Below are 17,677 nucleotides of genomic sequence, written 5' to 3' on the forward strand. Positions count from 1 at the left end.
CTATTCACTCCATACGGCCAGTTCATTGCCGGACGGGTCGGTGAAATGAAAACGGCGGCCACCGGGGAAGCTGAAAATTGGTTTGACGATTGTGCCGCCGGCTTTTTCAACATCAATCAGTGTCTGTTCCAGATTGTCAGAGTAGAGCACCGGCAGCGGCTTGGCATTTTTTGCCTCGTCACCCTGATAAAAACCGCCATCCAAGCCTTCAGAATGGGCAGCATAATCGGGGCCGTAATCAATAAACTTCCAGCCAAAAGCGCTGCTATAAAATGCTTTGACTTCGTTTAAGCCGCTCGTACCGGCAGGCATTTCAAGATAATCGAGTTTTCCGGTTTTACGCATGATAGCCTCAATATATAGCATTTCCAGCAAAAGTGCGAAGCGGTTTTGCGTTGGATAATGCGTAAGAACAAATAATTACAGCGGTTCCAACGATTCAGTCTTAACTGGAACCGCTGTAAGGTTGGTAATTCTGGCCGGTCAAGCCGGTGGGAGATCAGATTGGCGCAAGCGGAATCAAACTATCAACTGATTCCGTTAAGTTGCGGAAATGCAGATGAAATCGCTTTTATCTTCTGCGAAACATTCATTATGCCGGATAATAGACTGAAATCAAATTCTGCAAAATCGATTTAAACAAATATACCGGCGTTACGTTGCGCTTTGTTACCGGTTTTCTGCATTTTTCAGTAGCCCGCTTCCGAGCTATCGCTTAAGCAGGATGCGTGTATCCGGTATCGGCTATCATCTGCCTGTGACCGGTCATGATCAGGAGGACGGAATGGACAAGTGGGTATATCACTTCGGTGACGGCAAAGCTGATGGCGCTGCAAGTGATCGTAATCTTCTGGGCGGCAAAGGTGCGAACCTTGCTGAAATGAGCAGTCTCGGATTGCCGGTGCCGCCGGGCTTTACCATTACCACCGATGTCTGCACCTATTATTACGACCATGACCGTTCCTATCCTGAAATTCTTAAAAATCAGGTTATGCAAGCGCTGGAAAATATTGCAGCGCTCACCGGTCGCCGTTTGGGCGATGCGGAGCGTCCGCTGCTGGTGTCTGTGCGTTCCGGTTCCCGTGCATCCATGCCGGGTATGATGGATACCGTTCTTAATCTCGGTCTTAATGATGCGACCGTTGCGGCAATTGCAGCCGAGGCCAAAGACGAGCGTTTTGCCTATGACAGCTACCGTCGTTTCATCCAGATGTATTCTGATGTGGTGCTGGGCGTTGACCATTCCTTCTTTGAAGAAATTCTCGATGATGCCAAAGCCAGCCTTGATCTGGATGTTGATACTGATCTGACCGCCGATGACTGGCGCGGTGTGATCGACCAATACAAAGCCAAAGTTGAAGAAGAACTGGGCGAGCCTTTCCCGCAAGAGCCGGAAGCGCAGCTTTGGGGCGCGATTTCTGCCGTGTTTTCCTCATGGATGAATGCCCGCGCGATTACCTATCGCCGCTTGCATAATATTCCGGAAAACTGGGGTACTGCGGTCAATGTGCAGGCCATGGTATTCGGTAATATGGGTGATACATCGGCAACCGGTGTGGCCTTTACCCGTAACCCTTCAACCGGTGAGCGCAAGCTCTATGGCGAGTTCCTCGTCAATGCACAGGGTGAGGATGTGGTGGCCGGTATCCGCACACCACAGAACATTACCGAAGAAGCCCGCATTGAGGCCGGTTCCGAGCGTCCTTCGCTTGAGAAAATCATGCCGGAAGCTTTTGCTGAATTCCTGAAAATTGCTGATCGTCTGGAGCAGCATTACCGCGATATGCAGGATCTGGAATTCACTATCGAGCGCGGCAAGCTCTGGATGCTGCAAACCCGTTCGGGCAAGCGGACAGCCAAAGCCGCGCTGAAAATGGCCGTGGAAATGGTTGAAGAAGGCCTGATCGGCAAACATGAAGCGGTGAACCGTATTGATCCGGCATCGCTGGATCAGCTGTTGCATCCGACCATTGATCCGAGAGCAGAACGTCATGTCGTTGGTATCGGCCTGCCTGCGTCTCCGGGTGCTGCAACCGGTGAGATCGTTTTCACCTCGGAAGATGCGGAACAGCTGAAATCCGAAGGCCGCAAGGCTATTCTGGTGCGTATTGAAACCAGCCCTGAAGATATTCACGGTATGCATGCCTCGGAAGGTATTTTGACCTCGCGCGGTGGTATGACCAGCCATGCGGCGGTTGTTGCCCGTGGTATGGGCAAGCCGTGTGTTTCCGGCGCGGGGACGCTGCGTATTGATTACCGCAACGGCACAATGCTGACAGCTGGTGGCACCTTCAAAAAAGGCGACATCATCACCATTGATGGCGGTAGCGGTCAGGTGCTGAAAGGCACAGTTGCTATGCAGCAGCCTGAGCTTTCCGGTGATTTTGGCAAGCTGATGGTTTGGGCTGATGAAGCCCGCCGCATGAAAGTACGCACCAATGCGGAAACACCGGCTGATGCCCGTGCAGCACGTTCTTTCGGCGCGGAAGGTATTGGTCTGTGCCGCACAGAACATATGTTCTTTGAAGGCCCGCGCATTCTCGCAATGCGTGAGATGATTTTGGCATCGGATGAAAAAGGCCGCCGTGTAGCGCTGGATAAACTCCTGCCGATGCAGCGTGATGATTTTACCGAATTGTTTGAAATCATGCAGGGGCTGCCGGTTACCATTCGTCTGCTTGATCCGCCATTGCATGAATTCCTGCCAAAGACTGCTTCAGAAATCGCCGAAGTCGCCAATGTGATGGGCGTTGATGCGGATAAGCTGCGTGAACGGGCAGAGAGCCTGCATGAGTTCAACCCGATGCTCGGCCATCGTGGTTGCCGCCTGGCGATTTCCTATCCGGAAATTGCGGAAATGCAGACCCGCGCGATTATAGAAGCAGCGATTGCAGCAGCTAAGATAACTGGCGAAGCGGTTATTCCGGAAATCATGGTACCGCTGGTTGGTATCAAAGCCGAGTTGGATTTTGTGAAGGCGCGGATTGATAAGGTTGCGGCACAGATCATCGCTGAAAGCGGTGTGCAGGTCGATTATATGGTTGGTACCATGATTGAGCTGCCGCGTGCCGCGTTGCGGGCAGGGGAACTGGCAGAGACTGCCGAATTCTTCTCCTTCGGCACCAATGACCTGACACAGACCACCTTTGGTGTCTCGCGTGATGATGCTTCATCCTTCCTGACCCAATATCAGGCGCTGGGCATTATCGAACAGGATCCGTTTGTGACGGTGGATTTCGATGGTGTGGGTGAACTAGTGCAGCTGGCAGCTGAGCGTGGTCGCAAACAGCGGGCGGATATCAAGCTCGGCGTTTGCGGTGAGCATGGCGGTGATCCGGCATCGATCGGCTTCTATGAAAAGACCGGTCTGGATTATGTGTCCTGCTCGCCTTTCCGCGTGCCGATTGCACGACTGGCTGCGGCGCAGGCAGCCATTGCAGCCACTAAATAGCCATACTAAAATTCAAGAGAAATGCGCCGGATTCAATATCCGGCGCATTTGTGGTTTCTGCTGTTCAGATTATTCTTCAATTATGAGCCGGTGTACAATGCCTGTTTTGAAATCTTTGCTTCTGGGTCTGAGCCTGACTATTGGTGTAACTGCAGCTTTTGCCGCAGATGAGGCGTTGCTCTCGCCCAAAATTTCACAGCGGCATCTGATTATCGAGCCGCAGCTTAATCTGGCGGGACAATCAAATCCGATACAGGTGGCGCTGACGCTTGATGCCTGCTCCGGCGATATTGATCACCGCATTCTTGATGTGCTGGTGCAGGAGAAAATTCCGGCAACCTTATTTGTGACCGCACGCTGGTTGCGCCGTAATCAGGCGGCGATTGAAGTGCTCAAAGCGCATCCGGATTTGTTTGCGATTGAGAATCACGGGGCAGAACACGTGCCTGCCATTACAGTGCTCAAGACCATGTATGGTATTCCGACAGCCGGAACACCGGCTGCGATTGAGGCTGAAGTGAAAGGCGGCGCGGATAAGATCACTGAAACTTTCGGAACGCAGCCGCAATGGTATCGCGATGCAACAGCCCGTTATTCCACCGATGCGGTGCGTCAGATTGAAGGCATGGGCTATAAGATTGCCGGCTATTCGCTGAATGGTGATCGGGGCGCTTCATTGCCAGCGGCAACGGTTGCAAGGCGGATATCCTATGCCAAAGACGGTGATGTGATCATCTCTCACATTAACCAGCCGAAACGGGCCTCCGGTGCCGGTGTTGCTGAGGGCATTATCGCGCTGAAGAAAAAGGGTGTGCAGTTTCAATTGCTGAAAGACATGCCTGCCCGTGCTGCACCGAATGTTGTGAGCGAAACAATGCCACATCATGAATCTATATTGCAGAAAAGTAATAAAACGCCTTCAAAAATAAGCACAAAAGCAACTCAGCCTGAAACTGTAACAGCTCCAGCTGAGTGATGAATTTGTTTGTGCGGGGGACTCAGAAGTCGTTTTTGAGCTTGCCCATCACGGCTGCATAATTGCGGCCGAGACTCTCAAACAGCACATTATTGCCTGAGAGCGGTTCGTGCGACAGTGTCAGGCCATCATTGAGCAGTGTGACAAAAACCACCTGCTCCTGATTGCCTGAAGGCACAAGAATAGCTCCGATGCGCTGCGCATTGGTTGTATCAAGCGCTGGCATATTAAACAGGACTTCACCGCCGACAATGTCGGCAGCTTTCGCTAATGATAAGTCAAAACCGTCGGTCAGAACATCCTGCGCTCCCAGCGCAAATTCGACCTCAACAGCTTCCAGTGACGCACTCTCCTCAGATGCGGCTATCATATTATCTGACGGGGAAGAGGGCGTCTGCCTCATCTATGGGCTTCTCCGGTGTATAATTGTCGTAACGCTTAAGCCGATGATGCCAGCTTAAGAGCCCAATGCAATTTCATTTTGGTGGTTTGTGATAATATCATGATAAATAAAAATGTTTCCCTTTTATCTATCGTTAATCACAGGTCTTTAGCTATTCGTCTCCTGATAAACCTGACAGCTATGCTGTGTTCGCATAATTCCAGACCGGAAACGGGATGTGATTGCCTTTGAGGGTAATTCGCTATATTTTTCAATTAATACATAATCTATCTTAAAGCCCTTCACACGGAGCAGAATGCGCTCTAGGCTTTGCTAAATAGTTTTCGTAAATCAAAAAGCAAGTGCGGTTTTTGGCTAAAACGCAACCGGTAGAACAGCCCTTCATGCTTGATAATTATTACATCCGGCGCAAAACAAGCCGTCGTCATTCGCGCTCAGCCCGTTATGCACCGGCTTGCGCATTTATCGGTTTTTGCCTGCTGGTTGTCGGTGTTGCATTGCATCGGTTCAGTCTGATTCAACAGCCTGATCTGGTGTTTCTTGTGGCGCTGTCAGTGTTTTTTGCAGTGCTGGCTTTACTGCTCTCAGTCAAATCATTTTACAATCTGTGGCGCAGTGGCGATACCGGTGGCCGTCGCGCTTTACGCGCCAGTTTTCTTGCTATCCTGACATTGGTGCCGCCTGCACTTGTGTTGGTGCAAATCAGTGTAACACCACGTATTCATGATATTTCCACCGATCTCGAAAATTCTGTGCAGTTCAACACGGTGATGTCCAATGAACCGGATTTATTGCAGGGGCATGAACCGAATTTTCGTATCAGAATGCTGTCCTATTTGGGGCTGAATGATCTGATCGCAGAAAACAGCCTGACGAGCGATGCGGTGCCGGATATGTTGCAACAGATTTCGGCCTATCCGGAAGTGAGCGGCAGGCAATATGACAGTGCGCAGGATCATGTTCTGAAGGCTGTGCTGAAGGTGATGAAGGAACAGGGCATCACGGCCACCGGTAGCGCAGGCGTTGCCGGTGAGGACATTGATGTCAGCGTTGAAGGTGTGGCGAAGACTTTGATACTGGGCTTGCGCAGTGATCTGGCCGTGCGGCTGCGAGATGAGGCAGAACAGACAACGGTTGATATGCGCGCAGTGTCACGTTACGGGCGTTATGATTTAGGTTTCAATGCCGCATTGATTGAGAGTTTCTTCAATGCGCTTGATCTGGAAATGCGCAATGCCGTGCCGGATGCACCGGAAGAATAAAGGTTAGGCCGGACGATAGAGACTATCCGGCATCGGATCACCTTCGGTCAGTACTAATCCACGTGATACCAGATCCTCCAGATGGGCAAAGACCGAAAGCCCTGCGGCGCCATGCAGACGCGGATCGGTGTCGCGATAAATCGCAGCAACCATCTGTGCGATGGTTTCATCACCTTGCATCACACGCTCCAGTACTGCCCGTTCACGCATCTTGCGGTGTGTTTTTAACCCGCGCAGAAAACGATGCGGCGTGGCAATAGGCGCGCCATGCCCCGGAAAATACAGCACATCTTTGCGGTTAAGCAGCTTCTCCAGTGATTGCATATAGGCACTCATTGAGCCGTCCGGCGGCGCAACAATCGTAGTTGCCCATGCCATGACATGATCGGCAGAGAACAGGATGCCACGCTCCGGTAACGCAAAACAGGCATGATTGGCCATATGTCCTGGTGTGTGGATCACTTCCACAGACCAGTCAGTATTGCTGAAAATCTCGCCATCTTTGGCGCAAATATCCGGTGTAAAATCTGAGTCTACACTGGCATCCAGTGCGTTACTTTCACCGTCAAACAACGGGCGGGCAGACTGATGCGGGCCCTGTGCAACAATGGTCGCGCCGGTCTCGCGCTTCAGTCTTGCGGCAAGGGGGGAGTGATCGCGATGAGTGTGGCTGACAAAAATATGACTGACTGGCCTGCCGGCAATGGTACGCAGCAAAGTTTCAAAATGCGCTTCATCCTCAGGCCCCGGATCAATAATACCGAGCTGGTCTTTGCCGATAATATAGCTGTTGGTGCCAAAACCAGTAAAAGCATTGGCATTATTCACGGTAACGCGCAGAATATCCGGTGCGATCTCTACCGCTTCACCATAGGCCGGATCAAATTGCATATCGAACTTCAGAGACATCAAAGAGACTTTCCGGCAGGCATCACGATAATAACAGAGTGTCTATAAAGGCTTTTCGGTGACTTGTCCCGTTTATCCACTCGATATATTATAATTGACAATTATTGTTAAAATTGTCGACAATATTAGATTGACAAAAGAGCGGTAGTTTTATCAATTTGCGCAAAGAGAATTGGGGAGCAGAACATGCAAAAATGTGGTGATCGGGAATTTATCGGTTATGGCCGTCATACGCCGGATCCGCGCTGGCCGAACGGCGCGCAGATCGCGGTGCAATTTGTGGTCAATTATGAAGAGGGCGGGGAGAGCTGCATTCTCGACGGGGATGCCGGTTCTGAATGCCTGTTGTCTGAAATTGTCGGCGCGCAAAGCTGGGTACAGCAGCGCAACCAGAATATGGAATCGATCTACGAGTATGGAGCGCGCTCCGGTTTCTGGCGGTTGTGGCGCATGTTCACCAAGCGCAATATGGATGTGACGGTCTATGGCGTGACCAAAGCGATGGAGCGCAATCCGGAAGCCGTTGCAGCGATGAAAGAAGCGGGTTGGGAAATTGCCAGCCACGGTCTGCGTTGGCTGGAATATAAGGATTTCACGGAAGAAGAAGAACGCCGTCATATTCAGGAAGCTGTGCGTCTGCATACGGAACTGACCGGTGAGCGTCCTTACGGTATCTATCAGGGCAAACCTTCCGACAATACGCTGCGGCTGGTGATGGAAGAAGGCGGTTTTCTTTATTCCGCTGATTCCTATGCTGATGAACTGCCTTATTGGATTGAAGGGCCAAAAGAGCCGTTTTTGATCGTACCTTATACGCTCGATACCAATGATATGCGTTTTGCGACACCACAAGGTTTTAATGCGGGTGACCAGTTCTTCAATTATCTGAAAGACACCTTTGATGTGCTCTACCGCGAAGGCGCGGAAGGTGCGCCAAAGATGATGTCTGTTGGTCTGCACTGCCGCCTTGTCGGTCGTCCGGGTCGTGCCGCAGCTTTGGAGCGTTTTTTGGATTATGTGCAGTCCCATGAAAAAGTCTGGGTTGCCAAACGTATTAATATTGCCCGCCATTGGCATGAACATCACAAACCGGCAGGGCAATAATCATGGAACTGATAAATTTGCCGGTACGGGCTTTGACGCCGGAAGATTTTGCACCTTTCGGGGATATTATCGAGACAGGGTTAGGCGAGGTTAAACTCATTAACTGGGACATTACCGAGCGCCACCATGCTTTGGCAAAAGCCGATGTTATTGGCGAAGAGCCTCAGGTTTTGATCAATATCTTTCGTAGCAAGCCATGGGAGTTACCGCTGACCATTAAAATGGTTGAACGGCATCCGCTAGGCTCACAAGCTTTTATGCCGCTCAACGGGCGTGACTATCTGGTGGTGGTTGCAGAAGATAATAATGGTGTTCCGCATGCACCGGTCGCTTTTCTGGCAAAGGGCAATCAGGGCGTGAATTATCATCGCAATGTTTGGCATCATCCGTTGCTGGCTCTCGATGAGACTTCGGATTTTCTGGTGGTAGATCGTGGTGGTGCGGGCAATAATCTGGAGGAATATTACTTCCCGCAGCAAAATTTCACGATTTCCAACAGGAGTATTTGACCATCCGGTAAGATGAAGAAAACAGATATAGTTTAAAAGCGGCATGGAAAGTACGGAAATGTCGCTTTAAAACGCATCTCAAAGCTAATTTGCCGCATTCATCACAGCACATCTTGACGGCCATTCAGAGGCGTAACAATCTGGTCTCATGACACAGATGATCCGTTTCTTTCTGAATGGTCACCGGCAGGATGTTCAGATCCGGCCAGATACAACGGTTCTGGAGTGGTTGCGCGGGGAGGCGCGGCTCAAGGGAACGAAGGAGGGCTGTGCCGAGGGGGATTGCGGAGCGTGCTCCGTGTTAATCGGCACAGATATGGATGCGATTGCGCAGGCTGACACTGCGTCGGGTGCAACACAATCAAACAAAGATGACGGAGCGTTTCGCTACCGCGCAGTTAACAGCTGTATCCTCACAATGGGGCAGCTGGACGGCAAAGCTTTGGTCACGGTTGAGGGGCTGAAAACCACACAGCTTCATCCGGTGCAGGCTGCAATGGCCGAAAACGGTTCGTCCCAATGTGGTTTCTGCACACCAGGCATTGTGATGTCGTTGAGCGGACTGGCCGCAGATTGTGCCAGTACCGGCACCAAAGCTGACGATCAGCTGATCCATGATACACTGGCAGGTAATCTCTGCCGTTGCACGGGCTATCGCCCGATTGTTGAAGCGGCACGCAAGGTGATTGCCGAAGGCGGTGCGCCGGTCGCACAATTGCTTTCCGGTTCTTTGCAGGATATCCGTCCGCAAGCGGATTTCAGCCATAATGGCTCAACCTATCATCAGCCGCAGACACTTAAAGAATTGGTGGAGATGCGCGCGCAATATCCGCAGAGCCTGCTGCTTGCCGGTGGCACTGATCTCGGTGTGGCATTGGCCGACTATCACAGCGACTGGGATGAAGTGATCTCAACGGCGCATGTGCGCGAGTTGCGTGAGATTCGTGAGGATGCAACGTCCTTCCGGTTTGGTGCTGCGGTCACATGGGCGGAAGTACTGAAAGCGATCGGTAATCATTATCCTTCACTCACTGTTTTGCTGCGCCGTTTCGGCTCTGTGCAAATCCGCAATCAGGGCACAATCGGCGGCAATATTGGTACTGCCAGCCCGATCGGAGACGGGGCTCCCGCTTTGATCGGGCTTGGCGCTGAGATTGAGCTGGCTGGTTCAAATGGCAGTCGCGCATTGCCGCTGGAAGATTTCTTCCTTGATTACCGCAAAACAGAATTGCGAAGCGATGAGGTGATTGCCTCAGTCACGCTGCCGAAGCTGACCGTGATACAGAATTACCGCGTTTATAAAATTTCCAAACGCTACGATCAGGATATCTCCACTGTTTGCGGTGCATTCCGTGTGACGCGGGAAAACGGGATTATAACAGATGCCCGTATCGCCTTTGGTGGCATGGCAGCAATCCCGAAGCGGGTGAAAAGCACGGAACAGACTTTGATCGGCAAAGCGCTGGATGAAGCAACAGTTGCAGCATGTAAACAGGCCATTGCCACAGAACTTAACCCTTTAAGTGACTGGCGCGGCAGTGCCGAATACCGTTTGATAGTGGCGCAAAATCTTATTGAGCGATTCAGCCATGATCTGGCCGGTGAAGTGGTGGAGGTGATGGCATTATGATCGCACTTAATCAGCCTTTTCCAACGCCGGATAATATTGAAAAAGTCGAGCGCAGCATTATCGGTCATGGTGTTGCGCATGATTCCGCAAGCCGCCATGTGGTGGGCAGCGCGACCTATATTGATGATATGCCGGAATTGCCGGATACGCTTCATGCGGCTTTTATCTTGTCGCCGGTTGCTCATGGCAGGCTGAAAGGCATGGATGCCAGTGAAGCTTTGGCGCAGGCGGGTGTCGTTGGCATCTGGGGTGTGCATGATATTTCGGGCATCAATGATGTTTCGCCCGGATTACCCGGTGAGCCGCTTTTTGCTGAGGAACTGCTCGATCATCAGGGGCGGGCAATTGCGGTGATTGCCGCGATTAGTTTTGAAGCAGCCTATAAGGCTGCCAAACTGGTGAAGCTGGATATTGAAGAATTGCCGCCTGTACTGGATGTGGAAGAGGCGCACCGGCAAAAAAGCTATGTGATCCCGCAACAGGTGGTGCAACAGGGCGATGCCAAAACTGCTATTGCCAATGCGGAACATCAGTTTTCCGGTCGCCTTTCAATGGGCGGGCAGGATCATTTCTACCTCGAAACCCATATTGCCTATGCCATTCCGGGTGAGAACTGGCCGCATGAAAACGGCGATATGCTGGTGCATTCCTCAACACAGCATCCGAGCGAAGTGCAGCATCATGTGGCGCATGTGTTGGGACTCCACGCGCATGCGGTGGAATGTCAGGTGCGGCGTATGGGCGGTGGTTTCGGCGGTAAGGAAAGTCAGGCAACGATTATTGCCTGTGCCGCCGCGCTGGTTGCCGCCAAGACCGGACGTCCTTGCAAAATGCGTCTCAAGCGCCGCGATGATATGATCGCCACCGGCAAGCGCCATGATTTTGTGGTGCATTGGCAGGCAGGAACGGACAGTCGCGGGCGTATCAAAGGGCTGGATATTGAGTTTCTTGCCCGTGCCGGAAACTTGCCGGATCTCACCGGTCCGGTGATTGCCCGTGCGCTGACCCACGCGGATAATTCTTATTTTATTGAACATGCGCATTTCATCGGTCATGCCTGCAAAACCAACACCGTGTCCAATACGGCATTTCGCGGCTTTGGCGGGCCGCAGGGCATTATCGCGATTGAAGCGATTGTCGATACGATTGCCCGTGAGTTGAGGCTTGATCCCAATCAGCTACGTGCCATCAATTATTACGGCGATGAGACCGGTGATGAAACGCCCTATGGCCAGAAAGTTGAAGACAATCGGCTGGTACAGGTGACAGAAACACTGCTCAACAGCAGTGAATGGCAAAAACGACGTGTGGAAATCGATGCTTATAACGCGACTAATCCGCTGATCCGTCGTGGATTGGCGATGATGCCGGTGAAGTTCGGTATCTCATTCAATCTCACGGCACTCAATCAGGCCGGTGCGCTGGTGCATGTCTATCAGGATGGTTCAGTTTTCTTGAACCATGGTGGCACGGAGATGGGGCAGGGGCTGTTTGTTAAAGTCGCACAGGTTGTGGCTGAAGTCTTCCAGATTGATCTCGACATGGTGCGTATCTCAGCCACAGCGACCGGCAAAGTACCGAATACGTCTGCAACGGCTGCTTCAACCGGTTCTGATCTAAACGGTATGGCAGCATTTAAAGCGGCTACGGCGATTAAAACTCGCATGACGAAGGTCGCCGCAGAGCATTACAGCACAGAAGAGAGCGAGATCATCTTCCGTGGTAATCGTGTCTATGCGGGCAATGAATCCATGTCCTTTGGCGAACTCGCCAAGCTGACATGGTTTAAACGCGTGCAACTCTCGGAAGCTGCCCATTATGCGACGCCTAAAATCCATTGGGACGGCAAGACGATGCGCGGCCGTCCGTTCTTCTATTTCACCTATGGCGCAGCCGTTGCTGAAGTGGCGGTGGATACGCTGACCGGCGAAACACGCTGCCTGCGGGCGGATTTATTGCAGGATGTCGGCTTCCCGCTCAATCCGGCGATTGATCTCGGCCAGATTGAGGGTGCTTTTGTGCAGGGCATGGGCTGGGTCACCTGTGAAGAGCTATGGTGGGATAAGGCAGGGCGGTTATGCACGGCAGGTCCTTCGACCTATAAAATTCCGGGTTCGCGCGATGTGCCGGAAATTTTCAATGTACGGATATTGGAAAATGCACCGAACCGCGAGGAAACGGTATTCCGTTCCAAAGCCATTGGTGAGCCGCCGCTGATGCTCGGAATTTCCGTCTGGTTAGCAATTCGCGATGCGATTGCTTCGATTGCGGATCATCAGTTTTCGCCGGAACTGGATGCACCCGCCACACCGGAAACCGTGCTGAAATCGATCATGAAATTACGCCACCGGCAGAAGCAGGAATAGTCTGTTATGAATTTACAGGAATTGAATAGCTTGCCTGAGGCAGATTTTATCGCTGCGCTGGGCGGTATTTTCGAGCATTCCCCTTGGGTGGCAGAGGCTGTAGAGGGGCATAGACCGTTCGCTTCAGTTTCTGTTTTGCATCAGGCGATGGTGGAGGCGGTTGAAAAAGCTGGTGTGAACAAGCAATTGACGCTGATCCGTGCGCATCCTGATCTGGCCGGTAAGGCAGCACGTGCAGGAAACCTGACTGACGCCTCAACCAGTGAACAAAAAGGTGCGGGGCTCGACCGGTTGGATGATGCGGAATATGAGCGGTTTCATCGCCTGAATGATGCTTATAAGCAGCACTTTGACTTTCCCTTTATTCTCGCAGTGCGTGGTTTTGAGGGTAAAGGGCATGATAAATATTCGATCCTCTCCAATTTTGAAACGCGATTACAAAATACGCCGGAGCAGGAAATTTCTGAAGCAGTGCGGCAGATTGCGCGTATCGCTAAGCTGCGGCTGGGGGATATGCTCACCATATAAATATTATGCAGCAGAAAAGGTATAGTTATGGCAAAACTCTCAACCCATGTTCTGGACACCGCTCATGGCAAACCTGCTGCTGCAATGCGCCTTGAGTTTTATAAGGTCACAGGCAGCGGTGAACTGGAACTGCTGAAGCGCACAACCACCAATCTGGACGGACGCACGGACGAGCCGCTGCTTGGTGAGGCTGAAATGCGGGCCGGTATTTATGAAATTCAGTTTCATGTGGCGGAGTATTTCGACTCACAAGGCGCTTATTTGGCAAAGCTGCCGTTTCTCGATCTGATCCCGATCCGTTTTTCGATTGCCGATGAGAGTGCTAATTACCACGTGCCGCTGCTCGTCAGCCCGTGGGCTTATTCGACATATCGCGGCAGTTAAATTGTAAAACGGGGAGAATCTATCCCCGCCTTTGGCTCCGGTCATAGACTTTTCCTGTTTTTAAACAGCGGGAAAAGCACGATATGGAAACGACACCCAATCTGAAAATGCCGTATATTCTGCCCAGTCAGGCGCAGAAACACGTGACGCATAATGAGGCGCTGCGTTATCTTGATGCGCTTTTGCATCTCTCAGTGACCAGCAGACAATATACTTCGCCACCAGTGACTGCACAGGAAGGGGAGCGCTATCTGGTGCCGACAGGTGCCGCAGATTTGTGGCAGGCGCAGGATGGGAAGCTGGCGGCTTTCATGGATGCAGAATGGTTTTTCTTCACGCCTTTGCGTGGGTGGACAATGCATGTTGCTGATGAAAATGTGCTGCTGATTTTTAACGGCACGCAGTGGCAGTCATTGATTAACTCGCAGCCGATGATTGGCGTGAATACTGACGCTGACAGTTATAACCGTTTGGCCGTGTCATCCGATGCAGTTTTGCTAACCCATAGCGGGGCGGGGCATCAGCTAAAGATCAATAAAAATCTCAGCGACAATACTGCTTCCTTGCTGTTTCAAAGTGGCTGGACAGGCTATGCCGAAATGGGGCTGGCGGGTGAGAATAACTTTAGCATCAAAGTCGCAGATGATGCCGGACAATGGCGACAAGCACTGCGTATTGATCGTGCCAGCGGTAATGTCGCAATCGGATCAGTATGGCCGACAGCGCCTTTGCATGTGGATGGGGCGTTGCGCGTAGGAAGTTATGAGACTGCTACTTTACCTAATGCTGCTCAAAGCGGTGCAGGCGCAATTGTTTTCGTGAAATCAGGTCAAAGCGTTAAACCAGCTTTTAGTGACGGAACGCACTGGCGCTGGATTCAGGATAGCCAGCCTGTCGGAGCATAATTTTGTTATGCTTTATCTTTTTCACTGCAGGACTGTTGATAATACATCCTGCAGTGAAGAGAAACTGCAAGGCTGGTATGAAAATTCTGCCTGAAAAAGCGCTTTGATACGTGAAAATCAACGCTGCAAGGCGAAAATTCGCGATTGGGTCGCTTTGCTTTGATTTAAAATGTTAAAATCTGATTTCAGTGGATTGCACAATGAAATTCTTGAAGCTATAAGCCGATCACCGCCACGGAATCTCTCCGTGATTTGTTTTGGGGCGTAGCCAAGCGGTAAGGCACCGGTTTTTGGTACCGGCATCCCTGGTTCGAATCCAGGCGCCCCAGCCACTTCCAATTTTTCAAATAAAATCAATCACTTAAGGTGAAATTATTGCCTCTGGTAGTACACGTTGGTAGTACACGTAGAGGGTTCATAAAGTCGGTGACTGGGGCTTCGTTTTAAGTAAATGAAGTGGCGTAAGATTTTGATTCCTTGCAAAAAGACATAATCATTTATTGCTGAACATTTCTGATCATCTAGATTAAGTATCTCTATGATTGCCTTAGGGTGGGTGAGGGGTAAATGAGAAAATATTTCTGGCGATTTTTAGGGATGCTGGCAGCTACTTGCGTTTTGTTCTTAGTAGTCGCTGCTTTTATTTATGACCCATGTAGCGTATTGCCTGACAATGACACAGCGCAAGGTGTTTGTGCGCTTATCGGTTACCGTATTTATCATTTTCAAACCCTGATAACCGGTATCATTGCTATCTTCGTAGCGTGGGCTACCATTTATCAAATGAGGCAGAGCGATAAAGAACAAGCAGAACGTCACGCCGCTGTTCGAGAAATAGACATCAGAAAAGACGCACTCAAAATACAAAAGGTATATGACCCTTTTTGGGGGAGGCTTATCGAAAGTGAAGCAGCAATCAGTGCCCTTAATATTCAATTAGCAGCTTTGAAAGGGTCAGATGAAAAACTCCACATTCTCATGGACGACAATGGTATCAGTAGGGCTATTCAATCAATAATCAACTTTATAAACTCTGAACAACTAAATGACGTTAAGGAATTACTTTCGTCTAAAACGCTACTGGCTGTGCAACATATTGATGGTGTCATATCAATAGTTGATAGACGCTACGAATATATCATTCGCTACCACGAAGAAAGAAGGCAGGGTGCTGGCGATGAGGCTTTTGGGGATAGATATCAAGAGTATGAGCTTGATTGGGGAGATGACTTTGAGGCGTCTCTCCAATCGGTTCAGGCGAATATAAAAAATATAATTGAGGCATTATCCGGCTCACATAAAGTATATGGGCGTTATTGGAATAAATAGCTTATGTTATACTATTCAGCGAGCGGGGTGATCACCAAAACACATAATCACCCCATGAAAAAGATGAGCGCAATCATTGCAGCTTTTCACTCAATGCCCGATAGACGGCTGCTCGACTTACACCGGTGACCTTAATAATCTCAGGCACGGACTTGCCTTCTGCTTTGAGTGTCCGTATTGCGGCTTCATCTACAGTCTTAGGTCGACCGCCTGTGTCGCCTCTCTCTTTCGCTTTAGCAATACCTTCAAGCTGGCGCTCTTTGCGTAAAGCCGTTTCGAACTCTGCCATAGATGCCAGAATACCGAACATGAGCTTGCCGGTTCTGGTGGTTGTGTCTAAGGCTGCATCGTCCAGCACCTTGAAACCCACGCCTTTCTTGTCCAGCAATTCAAGTATCTGGTGAAGATGTGAGGCTGATCGAGCTAGTCGGTCGAGTTTCGTGATGATAAGCGTATCACCCTCACGCACAAAGTTAAGCGCCTCAGCGAGTTGCTCCCTGTCCTTGTCTAAGCCGGATTGCTTCTCACTAAATATCTTCTCAGCTCCTGCCGCCTGTAAGCGTTCAATCTGGCCGCTGTGGTCTTGTCCAAGGGAACTAACACGGGCATAGGCAACAATCATTTTCTGTCTCCAAACCTCTAAGGGTATTTGTAGACTTGCATTTAGAGACTGTTTTGAGACGGGTCAATAGCCTTGTCCCAAAAGTCTAGATTTGAGAATGCTGGGGATGATAAGATTGCCACCATAAACTAAAATTGCAAAGTGACGTGCCAGTATCAATATTCTCTCAGGAAATCTAATAATTGTGTATGAGGCACATTCATGAATGATGAAAAACAACCAGACGATAAAGACAAAAATACTCAACCTGAGATTTTATCATCTATGAATTTTAGAGATAATGGATTTAATCATGACTTATCCAAATATTTTATAAACAATAATTTTTCAGGAGCTCTAAAAGCTACCGAAAATTCTTTGCATGGGATGAAGTCGGCATTAAATTTCACACATCCTTTTACAGATATTATGAAGGCTGTAGAAGAGAATAATGCTCTATATAAGCCAATGAGTGCCCTCCATTTAAATGCTGGAGGGGCATTAGGTGAAGCAGTAAAAGGGATTAAAATATTAGAAAATTTTAAACCTGCTTTTAGCTCAGATTTTATGAAAACACCTAAAAACTTAAAATCATATACAAACAGTCTTGATAAGTTAACCGGCACATCACCTGAAACAAAATCTATAATAAGTAAAGCAAAAGAGCAAAAAGTACTTATTGACGGTATATCTGATGGTAGTGATTCTGAAAAATATTTAAATGACAAGGTACTAAAGAAAGAGCAACACTTATCTGCATCTCCACCTTATACAAACCACCCTGCGCATCAAACGAATGACAAGCTCGCTTCAATCGACCAGCGATTTGAAAAAATGCTTGAAGTGATGTTGAAAGCAGCAAGCATTGGTAATGATATACAAGCCAATGCAGCTTCATTCATTGATAAGTTTGAGGTAGCGTCACAGAAGACTGATACATCAGCGAGAACAGCAATCAGGATAGGGATTATTGCTGTAGTGATTGCCATCGCAACCCCCATTTTATCTAAAATTGTGGATGCTTATTCCAGCAATCCAGTCGTAGCAGCGGTCGAAGCGTTGAGTCGTGAAGTTGCTACATCACAGCAGACACAAAACGGTATGGTGGAGCGGTTTGTTACCGAGTTTCGTGATGGTGATGAAGCCATCGTAAAAGGCATTGCGGCAGAGTTGCATGCAAACCAAGAGGAGACTAACGACCTTTTGCGTAGCCTTTTAAAACAACTGGCAGAGAAGCCCAAAGAAAGCTTACCCCAACCACAGCCATGACACATTCGTTGCAAAGTACGATAGCATGACCTTCTGAATATTGAAGACTGG

The 17,677-nt window shown here is 49.8% G+C and carries 16 protein-coding genes and 1 tRNA gene; 13 read left to right on the forward strand and 4 right to left on the reverse strand.

What is annotated here, in order from left to right; genetic code table 11:
- Positions 1 to 345, reverse strand: coding sequence for a VOC family protein (locus QUF18_RS05055; protein WP_289385814.1), 345 nt, complete (start codon positions 343 to 345; stop codon positions 1 to 3).
- Positions 346 to 784: 439 nt separating this feature from the next.
- On the opposite strand from QUF18_RS05055, the gene ppdK reads away from it, so the two are divergent.
- Both ppdK and QUF18_RS05065 read left to right on the forward strand, forming a co-directional pair.
- Positions 785 to 3,451: a pyruvate, phosphate dikinase gene (ppdK, locus tag QUF18_RS05060; protein WP_289385816.1), complete on the forward strand. Its 2,667-nt coding sequence runs from the start codon at positions 785 to 787 to the stop codon at positions 3,449 to 3,451.
- 97 nt (positions 3,452 to 3,548) lie between these two features.
- Positions 3,549 to 4,427, forward strand: coding sequence for a polysaccharide deacetylase family protein (locus tag QUF18_RS05065; RefSeq protein ID WP_289385819.1), 879 nt, complete (start codon positions 3,549 to 3,551; stop codon positions 4,425 to 4,427).
- 22 nt (positions 4,428 to 4,449) lie between these two features.
- On the opposite strand, the gene QUF18_RS05070 is transcribed toward QUF18_RS05065, so the two are convergent.
- Positions 4,450 to 4,830 carry a hypothetical protein gene (locus QUF18_RS05070; RefSeq protein WP_289385821.1) on the reverse strand — a complete coding sequence of 127 codons (381 nt, stop codon included), beginning with the start codon at positions 4,828 to 4,830 and terminating at the stop codon, positions 4,450 to 4,452.
- 350 nt (positions 4,831 to 5,180) lie between these two features.
- On the opposite strand from QUF18_RS05070, the gene QUF18_RS05075 reads away from it, so the two are divergent.
- The gene (locus QUF18_RS05075) at positions 5,181 to 6,092 is read left to right on the forward strand and encodes a DUF1499 domain-containing protein (protein WP_289385823.1); all 912 of its coding nucleotides are present in this window, start codon (positions 5,181 to 5,183) and stop codon (positions 6,090 to 6,092) included.
- A 3-nt stretch (positions 6,093 to 6,095) separates the two neighbouring features.
- Here the strand turns inward: QUF18_RS05075 and QUF18_RS05080 are convergent, their stop codons facing one another.
- Positions 6,096 to 7,001: an MBL fold metallo-hydrolase gene (locus tag QUF18_RS05080; RefSeq protein WP_289385825.1), complete on the reverse strand. Its 906-nt coding sequence runs from the start codon at positions 6,999 to 7,001 to the stop codon at positions 6,096 to 6,098.
- A 186-nt stretch (positions 7,002 to 7,187) separates the two neighbouring features.
- Here QUF18_RS05080 and puuE point away from each other — a divergent pair, with 186 nt between their 5' ends.
- From puuE to QUF18_RS05125, 9 genes are all read left to right on the forward strand, one after another.
- Positions 7,188 to 8,105: an allantoinase PuuE gene (gene puuE, locus QUF18_RS05085; RefSeq protein ID WP_289385827.1), complete on the forward strand. Its 918-nt coding sequence runs from the start codon at positions 7,188 to 7,190 to the stop codon at positions 8,103 to 8,105.
- Positions 8,106 to 8,107: 2 nt separating this feature from the next.
- Positions 8,108 to 8,614 (forward strand): ureidoglycolate lyase, encoded by a 507-nt coding sequence (locus QUF18_RS05090; RefSeq protein ID WP_289385830.1) that lies wholly within the window; start codon positions 8,108 to 8,110, stop codon positions 8,612 to 8,614.
- A 148-nt stretch (positions 8,615 to 8,762) separates the two neighbouring features.
- A complete protein-coding gene (xdhA, locus tag QUF18_RS05095) occupies positions 8,763 to 10,244 on the forward strand; it encodes a xanthine dehydrogenase small subunit (protein ID WP_289385832.1) in 1,482 nt (493 codons plus the stop codon).
- Positions 10,241 to 12,610, forward strand: coding sequence for a xanthine dehydrogenase molybdopterin binding subunit (gene xdhB / locus QUF18_RS05100; RefSeq protein ID WP_289385834.1), 2,370 nt, complete (start codon positions 10,241 to 10,243; stop codon positions 12,608 to 12,610). Before xdhA ends, xdhB begins: the two co-directional genes overlap by 4 nt.
- Positions 12,611 to 12,616: 6 nt before the next feature.
- Entirely contained in the window at positions 12,617 to 13,138 is a 522-nt protein-coding gene (uraD, locus tag QUF18_RS05105) for a 2-oxo-4-hydroxy-4-carboxy-5-ureidoimidazoline decarboxylase (protein WP_289385836.1), read from the forward strand.
- A gap of 27 nt (positions 13,139 to 13,165) precedes the next feature.
- The gene (gene uraH, locus QUF18_RS05110) at positions 13,166 to 13,522 is read left to right on the forward strand and encodes a hydroxyisourate hydrolase (protein WP_289385838.1); all 357 of its coding nucleotides are present in this window, start codon (positions 13,166 to 13,168) and stop codon (positions 13,520 to 13,522) included.
- A gap of 83 nt (positions 13,523 to 13,605) precedes the next feature.
- On the forward strand, positions 13,606 to 14,427 hold the full coding sequence (locus tag QUF18_RS05115) for a DUF2793 domain-containing protein (RefSeq protein ID WP_289385840.1): 822 nt from the start codon (positions 13,606 to 13,608) through the stop codon (positions 14,425 to 14,427).
- Between the two features lie 258 nt (positions 14,428 to 14,685).
- Positions 14,686 to 14,759: transfer RNA gene (locus QUF18_RS05120), tRNA-Gln, on the forward strand.
- Positions 14,760 to 14,994: 235 nt separating this feature from the next.
- Complete coding sequence (locus QUF18_RS05125; RefSeq protein ID WP_289385842.1) at positions 14,995 to 15,756, forward strand: hypothetical protein; 762 nt, start codon at positions 14,995 to 14,997, stop codon at positions 15,754 to 15,756.
- Positions 15,757 to 15,829: 73 nt separating this feature from the next.
- On the opposite strand, the gene QUF18_RS05130 is transcribed toward QUF18_RS05125, so the two are convergent.
- Entirely contained in the window at positions 15,830 to 16,378 is a 549-nt protein-coding gene (locus tag QUF18_RS05130; protein WP_289385845.1) for a recombinase family protein, read from the reverse strand.
- A 201-nt stretch (positions 16,379 to 16,579) separates the two neighbouring features.
- On the opposite strand from QUF18_RS05130, the gene QUF18_RS05135 reads away from it, so the two are divergent.
- Positions 16,580 to 17,626 carry a hypothetical protein gene (locus tag QUF18_RS05135; RefSeq protein WP_289385848.1) on the forward strand — a complete coding sequence of 349 codons (1,047 nt, stop codon included), beginning with the start codon at positions 16,580 to 16,582 and terminating at the stop codon, positions 17,624 to 17,626.
- Positions 17,627 to 17,677: the final 51 nt, after the last annotated feature.

It is taken from the genome of Pseudochrobactrum kiredjianiae (assembly GCF_030362795.1).
GTDB classification, from domain to species: domain Bacteria; phylum Pseudomonadota; class Alphaproteobacteria; order Rhizobiales; family Rhizobiaceae; genus Pseudochrobactrum; species Pseudochrobactrum kiredjianiae.

Coding starts and splice junctions, on each gene's coding strand:
- QUF18_RS05055 (WP_289385814.1), bottom strand. CDS start 345: ATGCGTAAAACCGGAAAACTCGATTATCTTGAAATGCCTGCCGGTACG.
- ppdK (WP_289385816.1), top strand. CDS start 785: ATGGACAAGTGGGTATATCACTTCGGTGACGGCAAAGCTGATGGCGCT.
- QUF18_RS05065 (WP_289385819.1), top strand. CDS start 3,549: ATGCCTGTTTTGAAATCTTTGCTTCTGGGTCTGAGCCTGACTATTGGT.
- QUF18_RS05070 (WP_289385821.1), bottom strand. CDS start 4,830: ATGAGGCAGACGCCCTCTTCCCCGTCAGATAATATGATAGCCGCATCT.
- QUF18_RS05080 (WP_289385825.1), bottom strand. CDS start 7,001: ATGTCTCTGAAGTTCGATATGCAATTTGATCCGGCCTATGGTGAAGCG.
- puuE (WP_289385827.1), top strand. CDS start 7,188: ATGCAAAAATGTGGTGATCGGGAATTTATCGGTTATGGCCGTCATACG.
- QUF18_RS05090 (WP_289385830.1), top strand. CDS start 8,108: ATGGAACTGATAAATTTGCCGGTACGGGCTTTGACGCCGGAAGATTTT.
- xdhA (WP_289385832.1), top strand. CDS start 8,763: ATGACACAGATGATCCGTTTCTTTCTGAATGGTCACCGGCAGGATGTT.
- xdhB (WP_289385834.1), top strand. CDS start 10,241: ATGATCGCACTTAATCAGCCTTTTCCAACGCCGGATAATATTGAAAAA.
- uraD (WP_289385836.1), top strand. CDS start 12,617: ATGAATTTACAGGAATTGAATAGCTTGCCTGAGGCAGATTTTATCGCT.
- uraH (WP_289385838.1), top strand. CDS start 13,166: ATGGCAAAACTCTCAACCCATGTTCTGGACACCGCTCATGGCAAACCT.
- QUF18_RS05115 (WP_289385840.1), top strand. CDS start 13,606: ATGGAAACGACACCCAATCTGAAAATGCCGTATATTCTGCCCAGTCAG.
- QUF18_RS05125 (WP_289385842.1), top strand. CDS start 14,995: ATGAGAAAATATTTCTGGCGATTTTTAGGGATGCTGGCAGCTACTTGC.
- QUF18_RS05130 (WP_289385845.1), bottom strand. CDS start 16,378: ATGATTGTTGCCTATGCCCGTGTTAGTTCCCTTGGACAAGACCACAGC.
- QUF18_RS05135 (WP_289385848.1), top strand. CDS start 16,580: ATGAATGATGAAAAACAACCAGACGATAAAGACAAAAATACTCAACCT.